Annotated in this window: 25 protein-coding genes; 12 read left to right on the top strand and 13 right to left on the bottom strand. The window is 45.0% G+C overall.

The genetic code is table 11. The features are described from left to right. Window positions 1-17: 17 nt before the first annotated feature. Genes MKY63_RS03050 through MKY63_RS03040 form a run of 3 tightly spaced genes read right to left on the bottom strand, consistent with a single transcriptional unit; the run spans window position 18 to window position 3,042 of the window. Window positions 18-1,283 carry an ABC transporter substrate-binding protein gene (locus MKY63_RS03050; protein ID WP_036675764.1) on the bottom strand — a complete coding sequence of 422 codons (1,266 nt, stop codon included), beginning with the start codon at window positions 1,281-1,283 and terminating at the stop codon, window positions 18-20. A 38-nt stretch (window positions 1,284-1,321) separates the two neighbouring features. After that, window positions 1,322-2,161 (bottom strand): carbohydrate ABC transporter permease, encoded by an 840-nt coding sequence (locus tag MKY63_RS03045; protein ID WP_036675762.1) that lies wholly within the window; start codon window positions 2,159-2,161, stop codon window positions 1,322-1,324. Beyond that, entirely contained in the window at window positions 2,161-3,042 is an 882-nt protein-coding gene (locus tag MKY63_RS03040) for a sugar ABC transporter permease (protein ID WP_036675760.1), read from the bottom strand. Before MKY63_RS03040 ends, MKY63_RS03045 begins: the two co-directional genes overlap by 1 nt. Before the next feature lie 263 nt (window positions 3,043-3,305). Between MKY63_RS03040 and MKY63_RS03035 the strand changes: the two genes are divergently transcribed. The 4 genes from MKY63_RS03035 (at window position 3,306) to MKY63_RS03020 (ending at window position 6,924) form a co-directional block, all read left to right on the top strand. Beyond that, on the top strand, window positions 3,306-3,776 hold the full coding sequence (locus MKY63_RS03035; RefSeq protein ID WP_036675758.1) for a VOC family protein: 471 nt from the start codon (window positions 3,306-3,308) through the stop codon (window positions 3,774-3,776). Then, window positions 3,776-4,474, top strand: a complete 699-nt coding sequence (locus tag MKY63_RS03030) for an SDR family oxidoreductase (RefSeq protein ID WP_036675756.1) — start codon at window positions 3,776-3,778, stop codon at window positions 4,472-4,474. Before MKY63_RS03035 ends, MKY63_RS03030 begins: the two co-directional genes overlap by 1 nt. Window positions 4,475-4,779: 305 nt before the next feature. After that, the gene (locus MKY63_RS03025) at window positions 4,780-5,613 is read left to right on the top strand and encodes a metallophosphoesterase (RefSeq protein WP_036675754.1); all 834 of its coding nucleotides are present in this window, start codon (window positions 4,780-4,782) and stop codon (window positions 5,611-5,613) included. Window positions 5,614-5,763: 150 nt separating this feature from the next. Continuing rightward, on the top strand, window positions 5,764-6,924 hold the full coding sequence (locus tag MKY63_RS03020) for a serine hydrolase domain-containing protein (protein WP_076098874.1): 1,161 nt from the start codon (window positions 5,764-5,766) through the stop codon (window positions 6,922-6,924). A gap of 182 nt (window positions 6,925-7,106) precedes the next feature. Here MKY63_RS03020 and MKY63_RS03015 read toward each other — a convergent pair whose 3' ends face one another. Together MKY63_RS03015 and MKY63_RS03010 are read right to left on the bottom strand one after the other, a co-directional pair. Continuing rightward, the gene (locus MKY63_RS03015; protein ID WP_076144493.1) at window positions 7,107-8,315 is read right to left on the bottom strand and encodes an MFS transporter; all 1,209 of its coding nucleotides are present in this window, start codon (window positions 8,313-8,315) and stop codon (window positions 7,107-7,109) included. Window positions 8,316-8,433: 118 nt separating this feature from the next. Next, on the bottom strand, window positions 8,434-9,609 hold the full coding sequence (locus MKY63_RS03010; protein WP_051490868.1) for a serine hydrolase domain-containing protein: 1,176 nt from the start codon (window positions 9,607-9,609) through the stop codon (window positions 8,434-8,436). A gap of 171 nt (window positions 9,610-9,780) precedes the next feature. Here MKY63_RS03010 and MKY63_RS03005 point away from each other — a divergent pair, with 171 nt between their 5' ends. Further along, window positions 9,781-10,239, top strand: coding sequence for an Lrp/AsnC family transcriptional regulator (locus MKY63_RS03005; RefSeq protein ID WP_036675753.1), 459 nt, complete (start codon window positions 9,781-9,783; stop codon window positions 10,237-10,239). Window positions 10,240-10,362: 123 nt separating this feature from the next. Here MKY63_RS03005 and MKY63_RS03000 read toward each other — a convergent pair whose 3' ends face one another. Beyond that, window positions 10,363-11,211 (bottom strand): AraC family transcriptional regulator, encoded by an 849-nt coding sequence (locus MKY63_RS03000; protein ID WP_036675751.1) that lies wholly within the window; start codon window positions 11,209-11,211, stop codon window positions 10,363-10,365. Window positions 11,212-11,481: 270 nt separating this feature from the next. Between MKY63_RS03000 and MKY63_RS02995 the strand changes: the two genes are divergently transcribed. The 4 genes from MKY63_RS02995 (at window position 11,482) to MKY63_RS02980 (ending at window position 15,536) form a co-directional block, all read left to right on the top strand. Beyond that, on the top strand, window positions 11,482-12,861 hold the full coding sequence (locus tag MKY63_RS02995) for a sugar ABC transporter substrate-binding protein (protein WP_036675749.1): 1,380 nt from the start codon (window positions 11,482-11,484) through the stop codon (window positions 12,859-12,861). Window positions 12,862-12,925: 64 nt separating this feature from the next. Further along, the gene (locus MKY63_RS02990; RefSeq protein WP_036675748.1) at window positions 12,926-13,828 is read left to right on the top strand and encodes a sugar ABC transporter permease; all 903 of its coding nucleotides are present in this window, start codon (window positions 12,926-12,928) and stop codon (window positions 13,826-13,828) included. A 14-nt stretch (window positions 13,829-13,842) separates the two neighbouring features. Continuing rightward, the gene (locus tag MKY63_RS02985) at window positions 13,843-14,697 is read left to right on the top strand and encodes a carbohydrate ABC transporter permease (RefSeq protein WP_036675746.1); all 855 of its coding nucleotides are present in this window, start codon (window positions 13,843-13,845) and stop codon (window positions 14,695-14,697) included. A gap of 38 nt (window positions 14,698-14,735) precedes the next feature. Continuing rightward, window positions 14,736-15,536, top strand: a complete 801-nt coding sequence (locus MKY63_RS02980; protein WP_036675745.1) for a histidinol-phosphatase HisJ family protein — start codon at window positions 14,736-14,738, stop codon at window positions 15,534-15,536. A gap of 6 nt (window positions 15,537-15,542) precedes the next feature. Here MKY63_RS02980 and MKY63_RS02975 read toward each other — a convergent pair whose 3' ends face one another. The 6 genes from MKY63_RS02975 to MKY63_RS02950 form a co-directional block, all read right to left on the bottom strand. Beyond that, entirely contained in the window at window positions 15,543-16,469 is a 927-nt protein-coding gene (locus MKY63_RS02975) for a HAMP domain-containing sensor histidine kinase (RefSeq protein WP_036675743.1), read from the bottom strand. A gap of 20 nt (window positions 16,470-16,489) precedes the next feature. Continuing rightward, window positions 16,490-17,251 carry an ABC transporter permease gene (locus MKY63_RS02970; protein WP_036675742.1) on the bottom strand — a complete coding sequence of 254 codons (762 nt, stop codon included), beginning with the start codon at window positions 17,249-17,251 and terminating at the stop codon, window positions 16,490-16,492. Further along, on the bottom strand, window positions 17,244-18,167 hold the full coding sequence (locus MKY63_RS02965) for an ABC transporter ATP-binding protein (protein WP_036675740.1): 924 nt from the start codon (window positions 18,165-18,167) through the stop codon (window positions 17,244-17,246). Before MKY63_RS02965 ends, MKY63_RS02970 begins: the two co-directional genes overlap by 8 nt. 82 nt (window positions 18,168-18,249) lie before the next feature. Then, window positions 18,250-18,942, bottom strand: a complete 693-nt coding sequence (locus MKY63_RS02960) for a response regulator transcription factor (protein ID WP_036675739.1) — start codon at window positions 18,940-18,942, stop codon at window positions 18,250-18,252. Window positions 18,943-19,151: 209 nt separating this feature from the next. After that, window positions 19,152-21,737 (bottom strand): FAD-dependent oxidoreductase, encoded by a 2,586-nt coding sequence (locus tag MKY63_RS02955; protein WP_036675737.1) that lies wholly within the window; start codon window positions 21,735-21,737, stop codon window positions 19,152-19,154. 6 nt (window positions 21,738-21,743) lie between these two features. Continuing rightward, window positions 21,744-22,028: a metalloregulator ArsR/SmtB family transcription factor gene (locus MKY63_RS02950; RefSeq protein ID WP_036675735.1), complete on the bottom strand. Its 285-nt coding sequence runs from the start codon at window positions 22,026-22,028 to the stop codon at window positions 21,744-21,746. A 101-nt stretch (window positions 22,029-22,129) separates the two neighbouring features. Between MKY63_RS02950 and MKY63_RS02945 the strand changes: the two genes are divergently transcribed. The 3 genes from MKY63_RS02945 (at window position 22,130) to MKY63_RS02935 (ending at window position 24,722) form a co-directional block, all read left to right on the top strand. Continuing rightward, window positions 22,130-22,450, top strand: a complete 321-nt coding sequence (locus tag MKY63_RS02945; RefSeq protein WP_076144501.1) for a rhodanese-like domain-containing protein — start codon at window positions 22,130-22,132, stop codon at window positions 22,448-22,450. 4 nt (window positions 22,451-22,454) lie between these two features. Then, window positions 22,455-22,874 (top strand): rhodanese-like domain-containing protein, encoded by a 420-nt coding sequence (locus tag MKY63_RS02940; protein WP_076098864.1) that lies wholly within the window; start codon window positions 22,455-22,457, stop codon window positions 22,872-22,874. Window positions 22,875-24,044: 1,170 nt separating this feature from the next. Further along, window positions 24,045-24,722 (top strand): winged helix-turn-helix domain-containing protein, encoded by a 678-nt coding sequence (locus MKY63_RS02935; protein ID WP_036675732.1) that lies wholly within the window; start codon window positions 24,045-24,047, stop codon window positions 24,720-24,722. Here MKY63_RS02935 and MKY63_RS02930 read toward each other — a convergent pair. Next, the gene (locus MKY63_RS02930) at window positions 24,696-25,589 is read right to left on the bottom strand and encodes a hypothetical protein (protein WP_339811476.1); all 894 of its coding nucleotides are present in this window, start codon (window positions 25,587-25,589) and stop codon (window positions 24,696-24,698) included. The two genes, MKY63_RS02935 and MKY63_RS02930, sit on opposite strands and share 27 nt — an antisense overlap. Window positions 25,590-25,770 lie beyond the last annotated feature (181 nt).

Below are 25,770 nucleotides of genomic sequence, written 5' to 3'. Positions count from 1 at the left end.
TATTTAGAGCAGGTAAATCACTGCACACTGAGATTATCCCAGTTGACTTGGAATTCCTTCAACATCCCTTCTTTGGTCAGCTTGCCGCCGAGATACCCTTGTATGCTGCTGGATAATTCCTGTGGCATCCCGTTCGGCAGACGGGTCCAGTTCCAGGTCAGCGCTTGATCTTTATCGGTATAGGCCAGCACCTCAGCACCTAGTGCTCCAAGATCTTCTTCGGTTCCCTTAATGTTGTCGAGCGCAGGGATGAATTGGAATTCCTTGGTGATATATTTTTTTCCGGTCTCGGAGGTGACGAGCCAATTCAGGAAGACCTTGGCCTCCTCCTTAACGGGAGAGTTTTTATTGATAACCCAATTGCTGGGTACGCCTACATAAAGCTTGTCGTTGTCTTCGGGAGTGTCGTCAATGGGCATGGGCAGGAGGCCCAGATTAAGATTGGGATCGATGCCGTCGATCTGTCCTTGTGTCCAGTTACCCTGCTGCATCATCGCAGCTTCGCCGCTCGCTAGCATAGTGACTTGAGTATTATAGTCGGTCGAGAGCGGGTTCTTATTGCCGTACTCTACAGTAAGGTCAAGTAGATCGATCCACTTGGAGAAAATAGGGTCTCCGGCGAAGGTTTTGGAACCGTCTGTAAGTCCGGCGATGAATGCCTCCGGATCAGGCTGCTGGGCGAAAGGTACGTTTACATTATGATTGCCAAGCACGAACCATTCTTGGTAACCATTCGCAAAAGGTGTGATGCCTGCCGCTTTTAACTTCTCGGAGGCTTCGCGCAGAGCGGTTAGCGTTAATGGCTTCTCGGTGATTCCGGCTTTCTTAAATAGATCCTTATTATAGATGAAGCCGTATCCTTCCAGATTCATCGGCATCCCATAGAGTTTGCCATCGATGGTCATTTGTTCTGCTGCGAGTGGCTTTACATCCTTGGCCCAAGCTTCGCCGCTCAGGTCCTCCAGATATTCCAGCCACATATCACGTTCATTGTTGCCGCCGATGGTGAAGATATCCGGCTCATCTCCGGAAGAGAATTTGGCACGCAGCGAGGCGCCATAATCGGTCCCGCCACCCACGCTTTGTACCTCAAGCTTAATCTCGGGATGTTCTTTCTCAAATTCAGTCTTGAGCGAAGCCAGCGCTTCAGATATTTCAACCTTGAACTGGTAGATGTGTACGGTTTTGACTCCATCTGCATTGTCGCTGCTGCGTCCGCAACCGGCTGTCAGGGCAGCCAGCAGCAGGGAGCATGCGAGGAGAATTCCACGTTTTGTTCTCATATTCATTCATCCTCTCTGGCTGAAAGCAACATGTATCGTTAGCCCTTCACGGAGCCTTGGGCAATGCCTTCAATAATATATTTTTGCATCACTAGGAAAAAGATGACCACCGGCGTAATCCCTAGTACAAGTCCTGGAAGCGCCAAATCCCACTGCTTCGTATATTGTCCGAAAAAGCTATAAGTGGCGATAGGAATGGTGCGAAGCACCGGATCCTGCAAAATTAGCGATGGCATCAAGTAATCATTCCAGATCCACAGGGTATTCAGTATGATGACAGTGACGATAATCGGCTGCATAAGCGGAAGTACAATCCGGAAAAAGGTACCATAAGGACTGCTGCCATCTACTCTTGAGGCCTCCTCGATATCGAGAGGTACCGATTTGACGAAGCCGTGGAATAGAAAAACAGTCATTGGGGCGCCAAACCCAAGATAGGCTAAAATCAAACCGGCGGTTGAATCCATGACGCCCAAACCGCTGACGACCTGCACCAGCGGGATCATAATAGATTGAAATGGGATAACCATGGCGGCTACTAGTGCAATATAAAGCACACGGTTATACAAGCTGTTGTTGCGGACCATTTTGTAAGCGCACATGGAGCAAAGGAATGCTAGCAGAATATTACTAATCACCGTGATGATAAAAGAGTTCAGGAAAGCGCGAGGGAAATTGGTAGCTTTCCAAGCTTCCGCGTAGTTGCTCCACTGGAGTGCTGAAGGCAGCGCAGCAGAGTCTGATAGTATTTCACTATAGCTTTTCACTGAGTTAGCCAGCAAAAAGTAAAATGGCACTAAAAATAGAAGTCCCAGCAGGATTACAATCACTTCGATGAGAAGCAGGGGAACATTAAATTTCTTGGCGGTAGTCTCCATTACAGCTCCACCTCTCTTTTCTTGGTTGCTCTAACCTGTAATAGGGAAATCAAAGCCACGATGACGAAGAAAACCATCGCTTTGGCCGAGCCCATTCCGAACCGACTGATGGTATAGGCTTCATTGTAAATATTCAAGGCTACAGATTCGGTAGCTTTAAAGGGTCCACCCTTGGTCAGCGACAGGTTGAGGTCAAACAGCTTAAAGGACCAAGAGATAGATAGAAATAGACAAACAGTTACAGCGGGCATGACCAGTGGAAGAGTGACATGGCGCAAGGCCTGAAAACGTCCGGCTCCATCCACTTTGGACGCTTCAATTAGGCTTTGGGGAACATTGTTGATAGCAGAGATGTAGATCACCATCAGATATCCCGCATTTTGCCAGACAAATACGATAACAATCGCCCAGAATGCTGTCCCTCCGGTGCCTAACCATGGAAGATTAAAGAAGGACCAGCCGGTGGCCTGCCCAATAGAGGAGAATCCTCTGACAAAAATAAACTGCCAAATAAACCCGAGCAAAAGTCCGCCAATGACATGCGGTACAAAAAATACCGTTCTCAGGACATTACGTGTGAACAGTTTACGCGTCAGCACATAAGCGAGTGCGAAGCCAAGCAGATTGGTCAGCACTAGACCGAAGAAAGTGAACTTCGCCGTGAACCAGAATGAATTAAGAAAGGAAGGATCCTTGGTGAAAATATGTAGATAGTTCCGCAGTCCGGTCCACTCGACATGCCGCGAGATTCCGTTCCAGCTGGTAAATGAATAATAGAGTCCCAAAAAGAAAGGAATCAGCACAATAATAAAGAAAAACAAGGAAGTTGGCCCGACAAAAATAAACTGCTGCATCAGGCGTGATCTTTTTCTATGGTCCATCGTTCCTCACCCCTTTTGTTAATTTAAACTTTTCATTCTATAACCGAATTGGTCATTAACCGAAACAAAAAGTAACATCACGCACCAAATATTCTTAACCAGTTGCGGCATCTGGAGAGGTATAAATGCCTATGATAGCGCCGAAGTCGGCTGGACTTTCTCTGGATAATTTTCACTGGCCCGGAGCGATTTATTTTCAGGCTTGACAGCCTTTTCAAAGAATCGGTATGGTGGACTTGTCAGACAAATGGGAGGTAGAGTACATGTCAGGATGGCTTGGGAATCATTTTGTTACGCAGATTGGAATTTTGGTGAATGATGTTGAAAAGGTAAGCACGGCTTATGCGGAGTTTTTTGGACTGGAGAAGCCGGAAATTATCGTTACAGATACAGAAGATAAGGCGCAGACTCGGTATAATGGCGAGGCGACGGTGGCGCGGGCTAAGCTGGCTTTTTTTGATATGGGCTCCCTGCAGCTTGAGCTGATTGAGCCAGATCAGCAGCCCAGTACGTGGCGTGATTATTTGAATGAGCATGGTGAGGGACCTCATCATATTGCTTTTGTGGTTGAAGGAATGAAGGAGAAGATTACGCTGCTCGAAGGCAAAGGGTTCCCACTCCAGCAAAAGGGTGAGTATACCGGGGGGCGTTATGCTTATCTGGACACGTTCAAGGAGTTAAAGATGATTGTGGAACTGCTGGAGAACGATAAGGATAAAGGAGAGGATTTATAGTGAATATACTAATTACTGGTGCCGGACGTGGATTGGGTTATGAGCTGGCGGCTGAGGCATTGAAGCGGGGGCATGGAGTCATTGCCGGGGTTCGCCGTCCTGATCAGGAACAAACAGCACTATCCCAGCTTGCTGCGACCTATGGCGAGAAGCTGACTGTGGCCGCGCTGGACGTGACGGATGAAGAAGGAATCGCGGCGCTTGCTGCGAATCTGCAAGGACAAGGCCGGACACTTGGTGCCATTATTAATAATGCGGCGGTGTTGACCGCCAGGGACACACAGATTGAAGAGCTGGATTTCCAAGATATGCTTACCACGATGGATATTAATCTTTACGGACCGATGCGGGTGGTTAAGCATTTCTTGCCGCTGCTCACTGAACCCAAACTTTCGATTATCAATATATCGTCGGAAGCAGGCAGCATTACTAATGCTTATTCGGGAGACTATCCATATTCCATCTCCAAAACGGCACTTAATATGTTCTCACAGCAGCTGCATGTGTATTTAAAAGAACGCGGGGTACAAGTACTCGGCGTACATCCTGGCTGGATGCATACGGAGATGGGCGGGGCAGAGGCGCCAACGAATCCGACCCAAAGTGCTGAGGGCATCATGGACTTGATCGAGAAGCGGACAACACCGGAAGGTCATTTCATGTTTGTAGATTATACTGGTAAGGATATGAAGATTTAAGTAGAGTGTTCTAACTAAAAGAGGTAACTCAATAGCCATTCGTGGCTTCTGAGTTACCTCTTTTTGATTTTTCTATATGCTTATTTATTTCTTAATCAATAAATAAGTCTATGAATGGTATTATATTATTCATTTCTATGGGACTAATTATAACATCTCCCGTTTGGGACAAGCCGCATAAATGACCACAAAGTATAAGAGAAACTAATCTCCTAGATGAATCCATTGGTCCAAGAGTCCCTAAGGTAAAGCGAATATAAATACTACTATGATCCTTCATCCATTTTAAAAGAGGTGAATCTAAGATGAAAAGACAGGTGAAACCTAGTAGGAGAAGAAGACCTGCCTCCAGACTGCAGCCTAAACGTAGTTTAATTCTTAAGGCAAAAGCACAAATCATTAACTTTGCGGTTATTGGTGATAGTCATGTGGGGTATGGAAACAGCGCAAGCATTTTTAGGAATCTTTTGCCTAAAGCTGTGAATAGCGGGAATAAGAGATTTGTTATTTTTGGAGGAGATAATACGCAAGCGGGAGCTAATCATGGAAATAATGCGAATGCTTACTACAAGGACTTCAAGGATACGGTAACAAGCACGCTCGGGAGTATTCCTTATAAAGCATCTATAGGAAATTGGGAGGCAAGTACACAGTCCTTATTCAGACAATATTTAGGTGCTGTTGAAGGGCAAATGAATTTCCCGGGTACTCAGGGGAAGGTCAAGTATGTATGGCTTAATTGTGCGCTTGGACGGTTCACTCCGGGTAGTATAAATTTGTTGAAAAATTTAGATGATAGTTTTTATTATATTATAGATTTTCATTGGCCCCTCAAAGTGAGCGGGATTACGGTGGACCCAACCCATGTATTAAGCGCATCGGAGACGAATAAGTTTTTTTCATCCATTCCTACAAAAGTGAGAGATAAGGTGCTAGCTATTTTTACGCATCATGGACATCTGTTTTACCAAAAACTTAGTAATATATATCCCGGTTACAACAAAACTAAATTTTTTGTATGCGGATGTTCCGGGGAATATAAATGCAAAACAAATGGCGATCGGGGTTATTACAATGCCACATTATCCATCAACGGGACAACATTTAATGTGGATGCTTTTAAGGTAGCGGTCAATTAGTAAAACAAAGCTAAGCTGATTTTCGGGAGAAGCCGGGGTCAGCTTTAGCAACAATTCAGGCACAGGATAATAGTAAGCTAGCAGGATTATTTAATATATTTGTATAATAGTTTATATATATATTAAATGAATCATATTGGAGGGCTACCGATGAGAGGGTTAGTATTTAATTCTTTAGAACAGGCGGGTGTCTCGGCCTTTGGTGTGGAGCGCATTCGTACAGCCGCCGCGCAAATGGTTGAAGACAATATCACACCTGCGCAAGTTATTGTTGCTGCGAGAAAGGGGACGCTGCTGGTCCATCAAGCGAATGGAAAAACAGGCCCTGAAGCAGACGCAGCGGAATTAACCGCGGATGCTATATTTCCACTCTGTTCCATAACAAAACTATTTACTGCAACCGCTATTATGATGTTAGTGGAACAAGGGAAAGTGGGTCTAAATAGGCCGGTTTCTGATTACATCCCCGAATTTACAGGGGAAAACAAAACAAAGGTATGCGTACATCATTTGTTGACACATACCTCTGGAATTGAGGTTGATGTGATTCGTTCTAATGGAATTGCCAAACAGGCGCAAGAGGAATATCCTCCACACGAACCTAATCAAGATCCAGAACTGCATAGTTACTTATATGGCGGTTATGATGCACCACTTAGCCATGAGCCAGGTACTGTGATGTCTTACTGTGGATATGGTTATGAGCTGTTGGGTGAAATCATACGGCGTGTTAGTGGACAAGCTTATGATGTATTCGTAAAGGAAACCATTTTTAAACCGCTGGGAATGGAAAATACATATTATCATGTGCCAATGGAAGTGCGGAACAGAGTAGTTAGACGTGCTCCTGAGGCAGCATGCGCGGAATGGGTAGACAGCGAATACAATTTGAATTCTGTATCTGCGGGGGGCGGCGCTTACTCAACGGCTATGGATTTGGCTGTTTTTGGCCAGATGTTCCTTAACGGTGGAATTTATAACGGAGTACGATTCCTTAGTCCGGTAACAGTAAAAGAAATGACCCGCAATCAAATTCCGGGCGTATCCTCACAATATAGAGATGAAGTTTTTCCTGAAGCGTACTGGGGATACGGATGGGCGATTAATGGCACGAAGCGTGACGGCGGAGATCTGCTCTCTCCTGATGCCTATTCACACTGGGGGGCGGCAGGTCCATTCCTCTGTGTGGATCCGATTTATCAGACGGTGACGGTTCATTTATCCGTAGAGCTGGATCACCAGAAGCCATTTAAAAATATGTATGTTGATTATTTCAATAATACCGTTCTGGCAGCGATCACAGATCTGTAATTCGGCCAAGGATCTGCAAGAATTTATCAAGGGTTGAATTTATAAAATCTAATATAAGAAAGCCAGTGGCATATATTAGTCCTATCTAATATGCACCACTGGCTTATTTTTTAAAAAATCTCTTGTTCAGCTACTGTTATCTGTAAACTCGATGATTGTGGCAGGATTTCTTATGTGTGTGCTTAACGCTTCCTTGAAGGAAATCCGTAATCTTTAGCATGCCACGCTACTAGCAGCGCAAGAATCAATAGTATAAACATTACCCACGGGAAGGAGCGGACACCAAGTGTTTCAATAAGAATCCCGCCCATCACGCCGCCACCGCCAATAGCTAGGTTCCATGCCGTCACCAACATCGATTGGGCCACATCTGCACTTTCGCCAGCGGTTTCGGCAACGGCTGTCTGTAGCAAAGTAGCCGCTCCTCCAAACGTCAACCCCCATACACCAACCACTAAATAGATCACTACGGGCTGGCTGCTACTAATGCCTAGTACAATGGATGACAAGGCGAAAGCAGCGAGGCTGATCAGAACCAATGGACGCAGCTTGCGGTCGATCAAAATACCGATGACCCAGATGCCAACAAGCGCTGTAATGCCGAAAATAAGCAGTACCAAGTCAACGCGCTGGGTTAGCCCGGCCTGAGTAAGATAAGGGGCAATGTAGGTATACAAGATGTTGTGTGCCAGTACCCATGCCAGAACAACAAACAGTACCGGCCGTACCCCCGGAATAACAAAAACCTTGTAGAGAGGGAGTCGCTTATCAGGGGCCTCTCCTGGATAGTCCGGTAGCTTCCAAAACACCCAAGCGATTAGCATCAGAGCCAATAGCGACATGATCCCGAAGATAGAGCGCCAGCCTACAAGGGTGCCAAGAAGTGTTCCCGCAGGGACACCGAGTGCCAGAGCGAGAGGCGTGCCAACCATGGCTACCGCCATTGCTCGTCCCTTGAGTGACTCCGGCACCATGCGCCGGGCGTAACCTGCTATCATCCCCCATAAGACTCCAGCGGATACGCCTGCGAAGAACCGAGCTGTCAGCGTAAGTATATAATTGGAAGAAAAAGTGGTGACGGTGTTGAATATGAGAAAACCAAGGATGCACATTAGTAGCAGTGGTCGCCGCCGCCATCCACGCGTCACGGTAGTTAAGGGGATCGCCGCCAACAGTGAACCCAGGGCGTACAAAGTGACAAGTTGACCTGCAAGGGCCTCGGAGACTCCAAGCCCGTCACCTATTTGGAGCAACAAGCCGGCCGGAATCGTTTCGGTAAGAATACAGATAAACCCCGTCATAGCTAGGGCGAGTAATCCAGCCCATGGCAGACGTTCAGAAGAGGGAGTGCTGGAGGCACTTTGTGTGGCAGAAGATGTGTTTTGGCTCATAGAGAAGCCCCTCTCTTATATAATTTTAGCAAACTCAATGATACACACGACGAATAGGTCTACTAGACAGAGCGCCTAGGCCGGTTTATTCCGGACCCAGGCACCTTGTGTTCTTGCTCTATTTATTACGTCTGTCATAAATGGCATCACAAAGGTCAACAGTAAACTGACCCGACATGCCTTCCAGTGCAGTATTAGTGAAAGCCACGACACTGAGGCGTTGCTTCGGATCGACGAACCACGAATGACCATAAGTGCCACCCATGCGCCAAGTACCCGGGGATTCCGGAGTGTCTGCGGCGACAGGATCCTTTAGTACCGTAATGCCTAGGCCAAAGCCTCGTCCTGGCCAGAAGGCCATTGGCAGATCACCGATCTGGTTGGTCGTCATATCGTGAACCAGTGACTCTGGTAGCAGCGGCGCTCCGCCCTTACGTAATGTTTCCAGCAGTTGCAAAAAGTCTCCGGCGCTGCCGACCATGCCAGATCCTCCAGAAGGATAGGCAGTAGTGTCAAATGCTCGGCTAGGGGCAAGCAGGAACCCAGCCGTTCCCTCCACAAAGGCAATACTGTCGGGCTCAAGTAAGGGCCGTGGCTCTGGAGTATCATTGGCATAGGAAGTGGCCAGCCGTTCTCGGTCAACTGCAATAAAACCCGTGTCGCTCATGCCAAGCGGCTTTGTCACGAGTGAATGTACAGCTTCACTAAGCGGTGTTTCTGTGACCTTTGCAATTACTGCTCCCAGTACATCTGTCGCGATGGAATATTTCCACTCGGTACCTGGCGTATAAAGGAGGGGGACAGAGGCAAGACGACGCAGGTTCTCTTCCAACGTGATGCCGGGCTGATCCATACCATCTGATACCCCTGCTGACTGATAGGAACCCTTCTCTTCTTGAAAAAATCGGTAAGACAGGCCTGCGGTGTGCGTCATCAAATGACGAATCGTCAAGGTCGCGAACTCGCCATTCTGCAAACGCGGCTGAAACTCTGGAAGCCAACGATCAACGCGGTCGTCCAGCTGTAGACGACCTTGCGCAACTAATACTAGGGCTGCCGTTGAAACGATAGGTTTAGTAACTGAAGCTAGCCGGAATAAGGCATCTTCTCGCATAAGTCGGCCTATCTCGCGGTCGGCAAAACCGGCAGCACGGCTATAAACCAGTTCCCCATCTATCATTACTTTAATGACAGCACCGACCAAACGCTTGTCAGCGAGGGTTCGATCGATTACTCTATCGATGCGACCTGATAAACATTCTGTATTTATTTTGTTTGAATCCAATATACTCATCTGTCTTCATCCCTTCGGAATAGTTAAAGCCAGGAACACTTTACTATGTAGGGTTATTATATATAACGAGTTATCTTGATTACATAAGGCAACTAAGTTAAATTAGCCTTATAACGGTTAATTACAGGCTAGTTAATATAGAACACCTTAAATTTAAAGGAGGCGATTTTGATGGACCATGTTGATAAGCAAATTCTTTTCCATCTTCAAAATCAAGCAAGAATTTCTATGACAGAGCTGGGGAAATGTGTCGGTTTATCGCAACCTGCGGTTACGGAGAGAGTTAGGCGTATGGAGGAAAAAGGCATCATCAGCGAATATCGCACCATAATTTCTCCTGAAAAGATTGGGAAACATGCTGCTGCCTACATGTTATTTCATTCTAGGGATTGTAATGCATTCCTTGATTTCTGCCGCTCAAGTCCTGATGTCGTCGAATGTTACCGTATAAGTGGGGAACACAACTACTTATTGAAAGTAGTAACCGACTCTACACGAGCCCTCGAGGAGTTCGGAAATCAATGTGATAAATACGGTACCTACACGATTCTAATCGTGATGTCATCGCCAATCGATCATAAATTTCTTATACCATCGCTTGAAGAAGCAAGCCTAAACTTACTGAGTTAGATTTTAAACATAATCCGTTAGCCTGTCGCAACAAAAAAAGACTCTTCTATATAAATAGAGGAGTCTTTTTGGTGTGGATATTGTAATAAAAATGATTGCAGCTGCTCCTTTTTCGTAGATACATCATGGACTCTCTATTTTATAAGTCTGGCGGTATTTTAATGGAGAAAGCCCGGTGATTTCCTTAAATACCCGACCAAAGTGAGTCATATTATCAAATCCAACATTTTCAGCTATCTTGGCTACTTTAAAGGCAGTATTAATTAACAAGGCACGAGCTTCCTTTATCCGCACATTATTCAAATATTCTGTAAAGGTGAAGCCTGTACTATCACGAAAAGTTTTGCAGAAGTAGGAAGGACTGATATAGAATCTGTTGGCAATATCGCGTATGGAATGACGTTGGTCGTAATAACGGTTGAGATAGTCAACAATTTCAAATATTTTTTTGTTCACTACACTGATTTCTTCAGTGATTGCAGGAGGCATCGCTTCCTGGTGGCGATAAATATAAATAAGCAGCTCAAACATAAGTGTTTTTAGATAGAATTCATAGCCGGGAGGTTGCTTCGTAAATTCAGAGACCATTTTATTGAATAATTTCTCGATAAAGTTTTGTTCAGAGCCATTAAATCGCAGCAGATGACAATCTCGTGTAAAAGTGGACAGCAAATCAAGCGTCTTATTGTTCGGAAACAGATCTTCGAGGAACTCGCGTTTAAATACAAGTGTTATTCGTTCAAAGGTCTCCCCACTCGAATTGACAAGCTTATGAATTTTATTGATGTCAATCAGCAATAGAGAACCCCCGACAACCTGATAAGCCTTATCCTCTATGAAATAGCAAATATCCCCCGAAACCATGTAAAAAACCTCATAACCGTTATGGTAATGTCGTGTAGGCATGCTGGATTGACTTTTTTTCTCTCGACTGATGTCGAATTTTTGTACTTCATAAAAATTGGTTTCCATTTGCTATCCCTCCCAATTCAGTTGTATGTCAACTATATTAACAAGAATATATGCAGAAAAACAATATATTTAGTGAATATATGTGCTGAAAATCATATTTTTAGACGCTATGATGAAGTTGTTCCGAATGGTTTAGCAAAGGGGGTGTGAAGAGAAAATTAGAATGTTATCTAAATTATCGAATTGTGTAATCTATATGTAAACTTATGCTGAAATTAGAGATACTTTGAACGATTTTAAACGAAAAATGAAAAAAGGTGGGACATAAAAATGAAATCTCAATTCTTAAAAAAGAACCTTCTTTCTACATTTCTACCCGTTGCAGTTCTCGGAATGTCATTGTCGGCATGTGCCGGATCTGGTGATAAGGAATCTACTATCGACCCTTCAGGTGTGCAGAGTAATAAGGGAGAGACAGTAGAGATTAATTGGGTGATGGCTGCAGATCCGGATAAAAAAGCTTGGCAAGACGAGACGATCGCTTCGTTCGAAGCCACTCATCCTAATATTAAAGTTCATCTTGAGAATATTCCGTATGATCAGTTCGATCAGAAGTTGACCACTATGATCTCAAGCGGCAACGCTCCTGATGTGTGGAATCCGAACCAGGCGGACAGCGGTTTTGCTACTTATATGAAGATGGGTGCCCTGAAGGACTTAACGCCTTACATTGAAAAAGGGGCTCCAGAGCTGGATACGATGGATAAGGATTTGCTGGATGTATATAAAATTGATGATAAATTTTTCGGAATTCCGCTTGTCAGCAATGCGACGTATCTGTTTTACAATAAGGATTTATTCGATCAGCAGGGTATTCCTTATCCAACAACGGACTGGGATGACACTTCATGGAACTACGATAAAATGTTAGAAATTGCTCAAAAGCTTTCTCATGATGTAGGTAATGTACGCAAGCAGGTATTCGGATTTGCAAGCGGCCTTAGTCCGAATGCTATGGCTTGGTCATTTGGCGGTGATTTTTTTAAGCCAGAAGCGTATACCTCAGGGGTTATGGGGGAGCCGGATCTACTTAATGACAAAAATATTGAAGCGTTACAATTTAACCTCGATTTAATTAACAAGTATAAGGTTGCACCGGACCAACAGACTGTGTCTGCCGCGGCTCAGCTTGGAGATGTGTTCATGACGGGGAAAGTTGCCATGTACATTAATGGAGGTTGGGGATTGGGTTCTTATGAAAAAGCGGACTTTCGCTGGGGTGTCGCAGCTGTTCCCTACCATGATGGCCGCAAAGTGACACTTTTTGTGGACCCATGGAGCATCTCAAACTCAAGTAAACATCCGGATGAAGCCTGGGAATTTGTCAGATATCTGGCCGATCCCAAAACCGATGGAGGCGCCTATCGCTATATGAATGATGTCGGTAGAACGCCAGCGGACAGCAGCTTGTTTGAACTGTGGTACGAAAAAATATCCTCGCAGATTGGGATGGATAAAGCGGAATTCAAACAAGTCCATGAGGGTGCTATTAAGTATGGACGTGAAGCTGAAAATCATCTGATCGTAAAGTTCAATACGATTCTAGAAACCATGAACCAGACCATGTCTTCTGTATGGAATGGAAGTAAAGATTTGAAAGATGGACTGAAGGAAGTGGATCAGAACCTCCGTTCACTCAAACTGGATTAACTAGAACTGGAAGGATAAGCGGCCGCTAATCGCAGACTAGCCGGCCGCGTAAGGAGGATGATTCATGAAGCGAATGGCAACTGAGAGTAAGCGGGAGGAACGCGCCTTCTGGATGTTTATTATGCCGTGGTTTATCGGTTTCATATTGTTTACTGGCGGACCGATCATCGTGTCGCTAATGTTAAGTTTCTCCGAATACAATGTAATTTCGTCTCCTGAATTTATAGGGTTTGATAATTTCAGGCTGTTATTTCAGGATAGGCTGTTCTACAAATCGTTATCTGTCACCATCTATTATTCCTTATTGTCCGTACCCTTTACCATTGTATCTTCGTTGGTGATTGCCCTGCTGCTGAATCAGAAGGTTCGAGGACAGTCATTACTTCGTACGCTGTATTATGCGCCAAGTGTTATTTCCGGGGTGGCTGTGTCTTTCCTGTGGTCTTGGCTGCTTAACCCGACCTTCGGGGTAGTCAATTCCTTACTCTATGACTGGTTTGGTGTGGAAGGTCCAGGCTGGTTCACGAGCCCGGGGACGGTCGTCCCATCTATGGTTCTGATGCAATTAACGGCGTCAGGTTCAACCATGGTGATATTCCTAGCTTCCTTGCAATCTCTTCCGAGTGATCTATATGAAGCGGCGTCAATCGAAGGAGCAGGTGTGTGGAAAAAGTTCTACAAAATTACACTTCCGCTCATTTCGCCGGTGGTTTTGTTCAATACGATTATTGCAATGATCGCTTCCCTGCAAGTATTTACTGAATCCTACGTCATTACGAAAGGCGGACCGGACTGGAGTTCATATTTCTATGTATACTACTTGTTTGATACAGCCTTTAAACAATTTCGGATGGGTTATGCCTCTGCTCAGGCCTGGATTCTATTTATCATCCTTTTTACACTGACTCTTGTATTCATGTGGAGTTCGAAGCGGTTTGTCCACTATGAATATGACTCTAAAAGATAGGAGGGATTCACATCATGAGACAGCGAAGTTTTTTACACGGCAAGCTGAAGCCCATTCAGAAGATACTGTTATATCTAATCCTTTATGGCGGCGTTATTCTTTTCGCATTCCCGTTATTCTGGATGTTGGTCACCTCGCTAAAAACCATGGGCGACATTCATAAAGTCCCGATGATATGGCTGCCATCCTCTATTCAATGGAGTAATTATAAGCAAATTTTCATAGATGCTCCAATGGGGCGATATTTATTGAATTCGGTAGGCTACACATGTATCTCAGTATTTGGGACTGTGCTTGCCTCCTCTATGGCTGCGTTTGCGTTCGCTCGTCTTCGTGCCCGTGGAAATATGCTTCTGTTTGTGCTTGTACTCAGCACAATGATGATCCCGTCACAAGTGACTTTGATTCCTCAATATTTGTTATTTAATCAAATTCATTGGACAAATTCTTATTTGCCGCTTATCGTTCCGGCATTTACAGGCAGTGCATTTGTTATCTTTTTGTTACGCCAATTCTATCTTGGGATCTCTAGGGAAATGGATGAGGCAGTTAAGATAGATGGTGGAGGACATCTAGTCATGTATTGGAGAATTCTCCTGCCCTTGTCGGCACCGGCGCTCGCTACATCGGCTGTTCTAGAAATCATGTCCCGTTGGAATGATTTATTTGGTCCACTTATTTATTTAAGTGAAAGCAGTCAATATCCTCTTTCACTAGGATTAGCAAATTTCACAGCCGCATATGGACAAACACCATGGAATCTGTTGATGGCAGCATCTGTGGTAACCGTCTTTCCGTTGCTGTTATTGTTCTTTTTTGCTCAAAAAGTATTTATTCAAGGAATTGTTATTTCTGGATCGAAAGGTTAACGCGAATCATAAAAAAGTTTATTACCTGGAGGGAACTTATGAAGTTTGATTATCATACACATCATAATCGTTGCGGGCACGCAACAGGAACAGTAAGAGATTATGTAATTGCAGCCATTGAAAAGGGATTACAGGTTATTGGAATCTCAGATCATACTCCTGCATTTGCGCTGGAGGAAGACCTGCCCTGGCCCGGAGGAGCTATGGCGAAGAGTGAATTTCCTGCATACGTGGATGAGGTTCTAGCTTTAAAAAAAGAATTTGCGGGACAGATTGATGTAATGCTGGGGATTGAAGCGGACTTTTTGCCTGATTCCCTGGATATATATCGTAGTGTCATCGCCAGTTATCCCTTTGATTATGTGATTGGTTCGATTCATAATTTCGGCGGAATCAGCATTTACGATGGAGAATACTGGGACGGATTGGATCAGGCGGGGAAACTTGCGACCAAAAATCTGTATTATGACTATGTCTCTCAATCGGCTAAAAGTGGCTTATACGACATACTAGGCCATGTGGATGCTTTAAAGCGGTATTTTCCCGGTTATTCCGGCTTGTGGACAGAAGCGCTGGATTTCACCCTGCAAACCGTTGCAGCAAGTGACGTAGTTCTCGAAATTAATACTTCTGACGATAACTGTGTCCCAGATACGGCTTTTCTAGAAAGAGCTCTGTTTCATGGTGTGAAGGTCACGATTGGATCAGATGCACATGAACCCGAACGGGTGGGAGATCAGTTCGAAGAAGTCCGGAAAAACCTGCAGGCCATTGGCTATCGGGAATGGGCTACATTCCATAAACGGGTTAGAACAATGGTTAGTCTAGACCAAATATAAAATGAATTAAGTAGCCAAGCTAATGCCGGCATCACCTAGTTTCCAACGGCAGGTCATTATCAGCTGCTCATCCTCCAGTTCGGCTGTCAGCGTGCCACCCATTTTATTCATCAGACTTTTGGCGATGGAGAGACCCAGCCCGGAGGCTTGAGAAGATCGGGTACGGTCTGCGGTATAGAATCGGTCAAATAAGAGGTTAACGTCGCTTCCGGCTAGTTCCTTCGCATCGTTTACTATCGTTAAATCAGCTGTTTCCTGCCGTCGTTCGAAACGGATTTCCACATACCCGGTCGCGTGTTTGACCGTATTGACAAGTAAATTCTCGACAACTCTCCGCACAGCGGATTCATCGGCGTATACGGATACATTTTCCTCAGGTAGCCGTATATCCGGTGTAATATTGCGTTCGTTGAAGGAATCGTAAAATCCGACCAGAATTTCCGAGAGCAGGGCCGTCATCCCAAGCTTTTCGGTATGTAGAGGATAATCTAGCGATTCGATCAAGGAAAGCTCAAAAAAATCATTCAGCAGCGCCTGCAGCCGTTTCGTCCGATTTTTAACGATGGCAACATATTCAAGCTTTTCATCAGGGGTAATAGACTCATCCTCCAACAGTTGAATATAACCGAAGATGGAGGTGAGGGGTGTACGGATATCATGTGAAATATTCGCAACAGCCTGACGGAATTCTTGTTCGACACGTTTTCGCTGGGCATCCGCTTCGACGATTAAATCAGATTGACGATTGATTTGTCCCGCAAGCGCCTCAAGCTTCTGGTCGAATAGAGCCACATCAATTTTTTTACCGGTTGCTCGCTCATTGTAGGTATGCAATTGCTCTGTTATCCGCCCTAGCTCTCGCCTTAAAATCAACAAACGGAAAAGCAGGAGAGCTCCTGCCGCAAACAATATGATTGTCAGAATAAACAACACTCTCCTGCACCTCCTATTTGTTATTTGATTTCTTTTCGGTGGAATACGAGAATACCGAGTACCCCGGAAACGGCTATTGTCAACAACGGTACAAGTAAAAGCGCTGGCCAATCTCCACTGTCGATACTGGGCTTACCGATATCGCTCACCAGTTTGAAGATGGAATAATCATACAAATTACTAAAGAAAGAGATCTTTGCACCTATACTAGCCAAAACCGTATCAATCATAAGGAAGAAAATCATTGAGAAGCCGATAGTTTTGCCGCTGTCGGTTAGGATTACGGTGAACAGCGCCCCGATGGCTGCGTAACCAGCTGTGTACAACAGGGTTAGCCCGAGGGCTCGCGGTATAAAAAGTGTAGTGCTTCCTTCTGGCAGATGACCGAAGCCCGAAAGCAGCGTGACTTCGACTGTGCTGACAATAGGAAAGACGAGCGAAATCGCCATGGCCCCAACTGCGAATACGATTAGTTTTGCCGCGAACAGCCGGCCTCTGGTGTTGCCCGAAGATGCGATCGTCTTCATGACCCCTGTGGAATATTCGTTAGAGATAAAGAATCCAGCCAGAATGGCTACGCCGAATTTAATAATGTAGGCATTGCTTGAAATAAAGGTAGTCAGAAATTCAGCACCGGTGATCTGAGGTTCCCCATTGGACCGATGATCAAAATAATATAGCAATGGGTAAGCAAGTGAGAGGACGGAAAGTGCCAATAGAAAAGTCCAAAATGATCTATTCTTACGGAGCTTGAAAAACTCAACTCTGATCAGATTATACATTTGGATTCCCCCCAATTCGCTTCGTAAAATAACTTTCCAAGTCTTCACCCATAGGCATAAACTTCTCGATCTCGAGGCCGGCAGAGAATAACGCTGTTGATACTTTGCCTGGCTGCTCAATGCGGCTATACAACTTGATGGTTCCATCCTGCATCACTTCGAAATCGGCCGTACCCAGCTCGTTCTGAATGACGGCTGTTGCCTTGCCCGGATCATCCACTTTGATAAACAAATACTGCTGACATTTCTCGTTTAATTCCTCCGCAGTGAGTTGTTCAAGCAACTGACCGCGATGAATAATGCCATAATGACTTGCCATTAAATGCAGCTCACTTAGAATATGACTTGAGATCATTATCGTAATGCCAAGCTCACGGTTTAGTCGCTTGAGCAGTTCGCGCATTTCGACGACACCCATTGGATCCAACCCATTGGTCGGCTCGTCCAGAATCAGAAATTCTGGATCTCCCAGCAAGGCGATGGCAAGACCTAACCGCTGCTTCATTCCAAGTGAGAAATTTTTGGCTTTCTTCTTGCCAGCGCCCTGCAGTCCAACTTGTTCTAGCATTCTAGGAACGCAATCTTTGCCGGGAATACCGCGTAGAATCCGGTTTGCTTCTAAATTTTCGCTTGCAGTCATATGGGGGAACAAAGCGGGGCTCTCGATAATCGAGCCGATTCGCTTACGAGCCTGGATCAAGGCCTGCTCTTCACTGGCTCCGAACAGCTCGATCGTCCCCTGAGTCGGAAAAGCAAGTCCGGTCACAATCCGGATTAATGTTGATTTTCCAGCTCCGTTTTGCCCAATAAAACCATAAATAGAGCCTTTACGGATTGACAAATTGACTTTGTCCAGCGCCGTATGGCCCTTGAACTTTTTGGATAGTTGATTTGTTTTTAATACATACTCGTACATCTCGTCTTGGCCTCCTTTTCGTGATAGACCAAGTATAGAATTGAAAACATAAGAAGAGCTAAAGCCAAATCTTAAGAATGTCTTAAGGCTTGAGCCGATAACCTATGCCCCATACCGTCTCGATAAATTCGCTTCCTGGTGCGGCCTTGGTTAGCTTGCTGCGCAAATTGCTCATGTGGACATTGACCGTATTGTCGTCCCCGAAATATGGCTCTTGCCAGACTCTTTCATACAAATTCGCTTTCGTAAACACCTTTTTTGGGGCCGACAAAAGTAACGAGAGAATCTCAAACTCTAGAGCTGTGAGCGTCAGTTCCGCACCATTTGCCGTAACCGACATCGCATCTCGATGAAGTACAAGGCCCTGATGCTGGAGCACGTTAGGCAAAGCCGATTGCGCAATCCGCGAATACAAACGTAGATGAGAATCGATCCGTGCAGAGACTTCTTCAACATCGAAGGGTTTTGTAATGAAATCATCCGCCCCCGCCCGTAGGGCAGACACCTTGGTCTGGGGCTCACCCTTGGCGGAAATGATAATTACCGACATATCGTCCCGCCCGGCAATCCTCTCAAGTAGTTCCTCTCCCGACATGCCAGGCAGCATCAGATCCAGTAGCAGCATGCTCCATTGACGTTGCTCCAGATAGAGAAGTGCCTCCGTTCCCGAGTAAGCGGGTTGGGGAATGTAGCCGCTTTTCTTAATAATGTTGCACAGCAATCGGTTGATGTCGCTGTCGTCCTCAGCAACAAGAATATGTATCGGGTTATTCATTTAATCTCCTTTTTCCACCTAAAATAGGTCGTTATTCGGATGAATGCCTATTAAATAGGATAGCAGGTTTTAGATTCTGTATCCAGATCCAGCCAATTTCTGCATTTTGGTTATTCAAATCTATATCACCGATTCTTGTGAGTTCATTTTTATATAAAAAAGAGACTCTTCTATTTAAATAGAGGAGTCTCTTTGCTATGTTAAGGTATTTAGATAAATAGATTATGACCGGACTGATCGGCTTGGCCGAGGTAATAACCAACGCCGCCGATTCCGACACCGTCAATCAGTTCTTCACGAGTGATGCCCATAAGATCCATGGACATTTGGCAGGCGACGATTTCCACACCTTGGTCGATAGCCATCTGAATCAATTCTTCCAAGGAAGAGATATTTTTGCTCTTCATTAGAGAGCGGATCATCTTCGAACCCATGCCCATCATGTTCATATTTGAAAGCGTCAGCTTCCGGCTGCCGCGTGGCATCATGGCACCGAACATTTTACCGATGAAGTTCTTGTTCACATGCACCTTCTCATCCTTGCGGATAATATTGAGGCCCCAGAAGGTAAAGAACATCGTGACTTTTTTGCCGCTGGATGCTGCTCCGTTGGCAATGATGAAGGAAGCGATCGCTTTATCCAAATCCCCGCTAAAAACAACCATTGTGCTTGCGTTGCTAGTTTGAATTACTTGTTCGCCTGCTCCGGTTGGTGCTGATGCTGAAGCCTCGATAACTCCTTTGCGCAGATAAGCTTCGATCATACCAGTAGGCAGCTTTGTTAGCTGCAAAAGCGTATGGTTGGACATACGAGCCCAAGCCTTGATATCCTCATAAAATCCGGGATCGGAAGCAGTTACCTTCAGGACTTGGCCGTCCAAGAGCGGGTCCATGCTCATTTTAACTTGGATCAGCGGCCCTGGGCAGCACAGTCCGCAGGCATCAAGCACGGAATCAGGTGCTAGTTCCGTTTCTATTTTGGATGAAGGGGCACCTATTGTGCTGGAGTTAGCAGTGAAAGCTGTAGCATTGACGGTTGGTGTAACTGTGCCAGTCCCAGTCTCAGGCTCCGTCATTGCTCCCGTTGCTGCGATTTCTTTAATGGCTACGGCTGTATCAACGTTTGGCGTCAAGTTATCTTTTTTTTTAGGCGTAAATTGGCTCATCTGATAGGTTTTATAACCGCCGGTCAGATTCTTCACACGGTAACCTTTTTGCTGCAAAATCCGGGAAGCGGTGTAGCCTCTGAGTCCAACTTGGCAATACACCCAAATTTCTTTACTAGGGTCAAGCTCGTTTAGCCGACCACGCAGATCATCCACAGGGATATTAATGGACCCTTCAATATGACCGTTGGCATGTTCGATTTCCGAACGTACGTCAACTAAAATGGTGTTGTTTTTGTCACGACCCTCTAAATCCTTAGGGACGAATACCGTAGTCAAACCTTGCAAAATATTTTCAGCGGCAAAGCCGGCCATGTTCACCGGATCTTTTGCGGAAGAATAAGGAGGGGCATAAGATAGCTCCAACTCCGTCAAATCAGTGACCGTACCTCTAAAACGAATAACTGTAGCGATATCGTCGATACGTTTATCTACACCGCTGTAACCCACAGCTTGTGCTCCTAGCACCGTACCTTTTGGATCAAAAATCAGCTTCATAGATATCGGAGTTGCCCCCGGATAATAGGTTGCGTGTGAGCTTGGATGTATATAAATCACGTGATACGGCAGACCCAAACGTTGTAGTGTTTTTTCGTTATTTCCAGTAGAAGCACCTGTGACTCCAAAAACCTTAATAATAGAAGTCCCTTGTGATCCTTTGTAAGTTGTGCCGAGACCACTGACGTTGTCCGCAGCAATGCGCCCTTGCTTATTGGCAGGACCAGCTAGTGGAATGGCAGTTTTTGTTCCGTTTACGAAATCAACCACCTCAACCGCGTCACCTACAGCGTACACTTGATCCAGATTTGTCTCCATCCGCTCATTGACTACAATATGGCCACGGGGACCGAATTCTAAGCCACTGTCCTTCAGGAAAGAGGTATCCGGAGAAACGCCGATAGCCAGCAGAACCAGATCACTTTGCAGTACAGTGCCACTTGCTAATTGCACCTGTATTTGTTCTCCCACCTCAGCAAACCCTTGGACCATATCGGAAAAAATAAGATTAACACCATGCTCGTCAAGTTCTTTTGCCAAAATAGAAGACATTTCAGTATCGAATGGAGCTAATATTTGTGGTCCTGCTTCAATTAAGGAAACTTCCAGACCAGCTTCTCTAAGGTTCTCAGCCATTTCCACACCGATAAATCCACCACCGATCACCACGGCCGAACGTGTGCCTTCCGCAGCGACTTTAGCTTTGACTTTGTCAGTGTCGGGAATGTTACGCAACATGTGTATTTTGGAACTCTCGATACCAGGCAAATTCGGACGAATCGGTTTAGCACCTGGCGATAAAATAAGCGCATCATAACTCTCTTCATAGGAGCCTTTTTCTATACTTTCTACTCGCACTTTTTTGTTCACGGGGTCGATAGACACTACTTCACTTTGAATCCGAACATCGATGTTAAAACGTTTATGCATCGCCTCCGGTGTCTGCACTAGCAGCTTGGAGCGGTCCTGAATGGAACCCCCGATATAATAAGGAAGTCCGCAATTGGCAAAAGAAATGTACGGATCACGCTCAAACATTACAATATGCACATCTTCATCTAATCTCCGAAGTCGGGCTGCTGCTGATGCGCCTCCTGCAACTCCACCAACAATCAATACTTTTTTACTCATGATGACTTATTCCTCCCCTAAAAATAACTGAATCAGATGTTTGATTTTTTCGTCTTTAACAGAATAGTTAATTTCCAGCCCATTACGTTCGGTTTCAACGATGCCTAGTGATCTAAGCTTCTGTAAATGCTGGGACACCGTAGATTGGGGAAGGTCGAGACAGTCCTGCATGAAGCTCACGTTGCAGCTGCCCTTTTCCAGAAGTCCTTTGATGATGCATAAGCGCACGGGATGAGCTATAGCCTTTAAGGTTTCGGCGGTTTGGTTATAAGCTTTAAAATTTTTGTCCATGGTAACGAACACCTCGCTTTACAATATCCTTATATCGTAATATTATGATATAGTGATATGAAAATCAAGTTATTTTTATAAAGGTGAAGGAGAGATGCTCAATGTCTTTTAAAATTTCAAAGGAAATTACCCCACAGCAAGTGGCGGAACGCTTGAAGAATGGCGAGACTCTTACCATGTTGGATATACGCGAACCAGCCGAATGGGTGGAGGGACATGTAATGGGTGCTAAGCATATTCCGCTTGGACAGCTATTGATGCGCATAGATGAATTGGATTCTCATGGCGAGATAATTGTGATGTGCTTAAGTGGTGGCCGTAGTGGACTGGCTTGTGAGCTGCTGAGTGAAAAGGGGTATAACGTTGTGAACATGACGGGTGGATTAGGGGCTTGGACGGATGATTTTTTGGTACGGGAGTAATGGCATGAGCATGATGGTACGGATCCTACTGAGTATCTTAATTGTCTTTAGTATTTTGAGGTTTTTACGTTATGCATGGCCTGTTCGTTCACTTTCTTATATAGAAGTCCGTGAGGTTCGCGAATTAGCAGATCAATCACTGGCTATGAAAATGCTCGATGTCAGGGATGCCGTTGATTACCAGAAGGACAGTATCCGTGGTTCGATAAATATATCGCTTGGGCGGTTACCCTATGTCTGGCAGCACTGTCTATCTCCAGGCGATTCGGTCTTAATTCTTGCAGGAAGCTACTACAATAGAAATAAAGCTGCGCGAATTCTTTATAAGCAGGGATTTCGTAAGTTATATGCGGTAAACGGTGATTTGTTAGGGAACAAAAGAACGCTCTCCGACATTTCTGTGAAAGGTTGTTGTGAAGGATAATGGATTTATGATCATTGATTTCCCGTCTCGGATTGAAGCTAGGGTGTCGAAGTCAGGGTGTCGATGGAATGATCTCTTATGATGCCTATGGGCGAGGCGCTCGGCATGCACATTTGCTAGGTGAGGGAGAGCAGTGAAGAGGAGCAATATGTCACTCTAGTTGAGCCGCTATATTAATGGTGCTAAGTTGTGATGTTGTGGCTAGGTCGCTATATTAATGATGCTAAGTCGCGATGTTGTGGTAGGTCGCAATATTAATGTTGCTAAGTCGCAATGTTGTAGGTAGGTTGCTACATTAATGTTGCTAAGTCGCGATGTTGTGGCTAGGCCGCTAAGTCAATGTTGCTAAGTCGCGATGTTGTGGCTAGATCGCTAAATCAATGTAGCCAAGTCGATGTTGTAGCTAGGGCGCTAAGTGATGTAACTAAGACGCAATCCAGCCAGCCTCACTCGAACTCAGTTTTAATTGCATTTTGTGCAGCTAAACTTCAGTAGTTTTAGGAAAAGTAACAATTAACTGCACTTTGTACATCTAAATTTGATCATTTACGCTTAACTACCTAATATCTCCTTTTTTAGTTGTAGAAAGTACAACTAAATGGACTTTTAGGGGGATAAGGGTTAAATAGTTGCATGAAATACAATTAAATAGAAAAATCACAGGTCGATAGCCAGTGAATAGTGGAGAATGGGAGACGATTTTAGACAATTTCAAAAAGGTAGGTCGAATAATATTATTCTAGGGGAACTTAGTCAAACCGAGATTACTTTAACTGAACCTACTATACAAAACATACTATATTGAGCTAAGTCTAGTCGTCTAACTCAAAAGTAGTTTACTTAACCGAGATTGTTCTTGCTGAGCTAATACTAACTGAACTGTAGTGATCTAACTGTAGCTAAATTTAGCTGAACTCACTGTAGTGATCCAATTCTAGCTGAACTCACTGTAGTGATCTAACTGTAGCTGAAATTACTTTAATGCAACATACTCTAACCAATGTGATTTTTTAATAGGCAAGTATATTTAGCTCGATGCTAACGTTGAATGTAGAGTGTCATTGACAGCATAAGAAGGCGAATACTATACTTTTGAGTAATAGGACGAAGCACGTCCCGCATCCATAATTGGGTGCGGGATTTTTTTATGCCAAGGAGGAGGGGAACGTTATGGGATTTACGGAAGAACATCGTAAGTGGGTGGAAGATCATATTAGTCGAAGAACGGGAGAAAGACGGGGGAGATTGGAGCGGGGACATGGGCATGGTGAGCGAATGTTTGCGGAGAAGGTTTGGTGGCCGATGATGGGTCATTTTGATGATCTCCATCCTGAATATGAAGTGTTGGATTGGCGGGGATGGCCTTATTTTGTTGATTTTGCGTGGAAGCCTGGGCAGGTTAAGTTTGCTTTTGAGGTAAAAGGTTACGGCCCACATGTGCAAAACACAGATCGGACGCGTTATCGGCAGGAATTGAATCGAGAGACTTATCTACAAATCGCGGGTTATCGGGTAGTGGCGATACCATATGATGATCTGGAAGCCAATCCTGAGAATACTATTTTTTTGTTGAGATCATTGCTGATGCCGTACCTCGCTTTGAGGACAGAAGAGAAGGAGGCGTTTAGTCGACTGGAGCGTGATATTTTGCAAATTGCGGTGCGTTCGAACGGGGACATTCGGCCTGTTGATTTGGTGAGGGAGCTTGGCATTGATCTGCGTACAGTTAGGAAATGTATGAGGTCGCTTTGTGAGAAAGGTAAGTTTAAGCCGATAGTTTCCCAGGTGAGTGGGAGGGTTTGTCGCTATGAATATGTACATTCACTTAACGATATTCAGCTGTGGTGAATAAACGGTATAAATCCCGTAGATTGTGGGCGTGGAGCGAGAAGTGAGCAAATGAACGGTATAAATCCCGTAGATTGCGGAGATGGAGCGAGAAGTGAGCAAATAAACGGTATAAATCCCGTAGATTGTGGGCGTGGAGCGAGAAGTGAGCAAATAAACGGTATAAATCCCGTAGATTGTGGGCGTGGAGCGGGAATTGGGCAAATGAACGGTATAAATCCCGTAGATTGGAGGCGTACAGCGGGAATTGGGCAAATGAACGGTATAAATCCCGTAGATTGGGGGCGTGGAGCGAGAAGTGAGCAAATGAACGGTATAAATCCCGTAGATTGCGGAGATGGAGCGGGAATTAGGCAAATGAACGGTATAAATCCCGTAGATTGCGGAGATGGAGCGGGAATTAGGCAAATGAACGGTATAAATCCCGTAGATTGCGGAGATGGAGCGAGAAGTGAGCAAATGAACGGTATAAATCCCGTAGATTGCGGAGATGGAGCGAGAAGTGAGCAAATGAACGGTATAAATCCCGTAGATTGGAGGCGTGGAGCGAGAAGTGAGCAAATGAACGGTATAAATCCCGTAGGTTGTGGGCGTGCAGCGAGAATAGGGCAAATGTGCGGTATAAATCCCGCAGATTGGGGGCGTGGAGCGGGAAGTGGCCAAATGTACGGTATAAATCCCGTAGATTGTGGGCCTACAGCGGGAAGTGGGCAAATGAACGGTATAAATCCCGTAGATTGTGGGCGTGGAGCGAGAAGTGAGCAAATGAACGGTATAAATCCCGTAGATTGTGGGCGTACAGCGAGAAGTGAGCAAATAAACGGTATAAATCCCGTAGATTGTGGAGATGGAGCGAATAACGAGCAAACCTACGTACTCACATCATCCCCCTAAATCTCTAATTATGACCTGATTTCTATTTAGATTGTTAAGGTGTTGCGGAGGAGGGGAATCTTCTATGATTAGATGGATAGGACGTATAGGAGTTTTTTTGAAGGATTGTCCTCGGGAATGAATGAAACCGCTATCAACAAGAGACGAAGGAGCG

It is taken from the genome of Paenibacillus sp. FSL R7-0189, from assembly GCF_037969925.1.
In the GTDB taxonomy this organism is placed as follows: Bacteria; Bacillota; Bacilli; order Paenibacillales; family Paenibacillaceae; genus Paenibacillus_AQ; species Paenibacillus_AQ odorifer.
Note: the sequence above shows the minus strand (reverse complement) of the source record. Positions and strands in the feature narration are given on the sequence as shown.

What these genes read in the sequence shown, in the direction of transcription:
- MKY63_RS03045 (WP_036675762.1), bottom strand. Translation starts at nt 2,161, where the DNA reads ATGGAGACTACCGCCAAGAAATTTAATGTTCCCCTGCTTCTCATCGAA.
- MKY63_RS03040 (WP_036675760.1), bottom strand. Translation starts at nt 3,042, where the DNA reads ATGGACCATAGAAAAAGATCACGCCTGATGCAGCAGTTTATTTTTGTC.
- MKY63_RS03035 (WP_036675758.1), top strand. Translation starts at nt 3,306, where the DNA reads ATGTCAGGATGGCTTGGGAATCATTTTGTTACGCAGATTGGAATTTTG.
- MKY63_RS02935 (WP_036675732.1), top strand. Translation starts at nt 24,045, where the DNA reads ATGGGATTTACGGAAGAACATCGTAAGTGGGTGGAAGATCATATTAGT.
- MKY63_RS02955 (WP_036675737.1), bottom strand. Translation starts at nt 21,737, where the DNA reads ATGAGTAAAAAAGTATTGATTGTTGGTGGAGTTGCAGGAGGCGCATCA.
- MKY63_RS03000 (WP_036675751.1), bottom strand. Translation starts at nt 11,211, where the DNA reads ATGGAAACCAATTTTTATGAAGTACAAAAATTCGACATCAGTCGAGAG.
- MKY63_RS02960 (WP_036675739.1), bottom strand. Translation starts at nt 18,942, where the DNA reads ATGAATAACCCGATACATATTCTTGTTGCTGAGGACGACAGCGACATC.
- MKY63_RS03015 (WP_076144493.1), bottom strand. Translation starts at nt 8,315, where the DNA reads ATGAGCCAAAACACATCTTCTGCCACACAAAGTGCCTCCAGCACTCCC.
- MKY63_RS03005 (WP_036675753.1), top strand. Translation starts at nt 9,781, where the DNA reads ATGGACCATGTTGATAAGCAAATTCTTTTCCATCTTCAAAATCAAGCA.
- MKY63_RS02940 (WP_076098864.1), top strand. Translation starts at nt 22,455, where the DNA reads ATGAGCATGATGGTACGGATCCTACTGAGTATCTTAATTGTCTTTAGT.
- MKY63_RS02965 (WP_036675740.1), bottom strand. Translation starts at nt 18,167, where the DNA reads ATGTACGAGTATGTATTAAAAACAAATCAACTATCCAAAAAGTTCAAG.
- MKY63_RS02985 (WP_036675746.1), top strand. Translation starts at nt 13,843, where the DNA reads ATGAGACAGCGAAGTTTTTTACACGGCAAGCTGAAGCCCATTCAGAAG.
- MKY63_RS02995 (WP_036675749.1), top strand. Translation starts at nt 11,482, where the DNA reads ATGAAATCTCAATTCTTAAAAAAGAACCTTCTTTCTACATTTCTACCC.
- MKY63_RS02950 (WP_036675735.1), bottom strand. Translation starts at nt 22,028, where the DNA reads ATGGACAAAAATTTTAAAGCTTATAACCAAACCGCCGAAACCTTAAAG.
- MKY63_RS03010 (WP_051490868.1), bottom strand. Translation starts at nt 9,609, where the DNA reads ATGAGTATATTGGATTCAAACAAAATAAATACAGAATGTTTATCAGGT.
- MKY63_RS02980 (WP_036675745.1), top strand. Translation starts at nt 14,736, where the DNA reads ATGAAGTTTGATTATCATACACATCATAATCGTTGCGGGCACGCAACA.
- MKY63_RS03025 (WP_036675754.1), top strand. Translation starts at nt 4,780, where the DNA reads ATGAAAAGACAGGTGAAACCTAGTAGGAGAAGAAGACCTGCCTCCAGA.
- MKY63_RS02990 (WP_036675748.1), top strand. Translation starts at nt 12,926, where the DNA reads ATGAAGCGAATGGCAACTGAGAGTAAGCGGGAGGAACGCGCCTTCTGG.
- MKY63_RS03050 (WP_036675764.1), bottom strand. Translation starts at nt 1,283, where the DNA reads ATGAGAACAAAACGTGGAATTCTCCTCGCATGCTCCCTGCTGCTGGCT.
- MKY63_RS02945 (WP_076144501.1), top strand. Translation starts at nt 22,130, where the DNA reads ATGTCTTTTAAAATTTCAAAGGAAATTACCCCACAGCAAGTGGCGGAA.
- MKY63_RS03020 (WP_076098874.1), top strand. Translation starts at nt 5,764, where the DNA reads ATGAGAGGGTTAGTATTTAATTCTTTAGAACAGGCGGGTGTCTCGGCC.
- MKY63_RS02970 (WP_036675742.1), bottom strand. Translation starts at nt 17,251, where the DNA reads ATGTATAATCTGATCAGAGTTGAGTTTTTCAAGCTCCGTAAGAATAGA.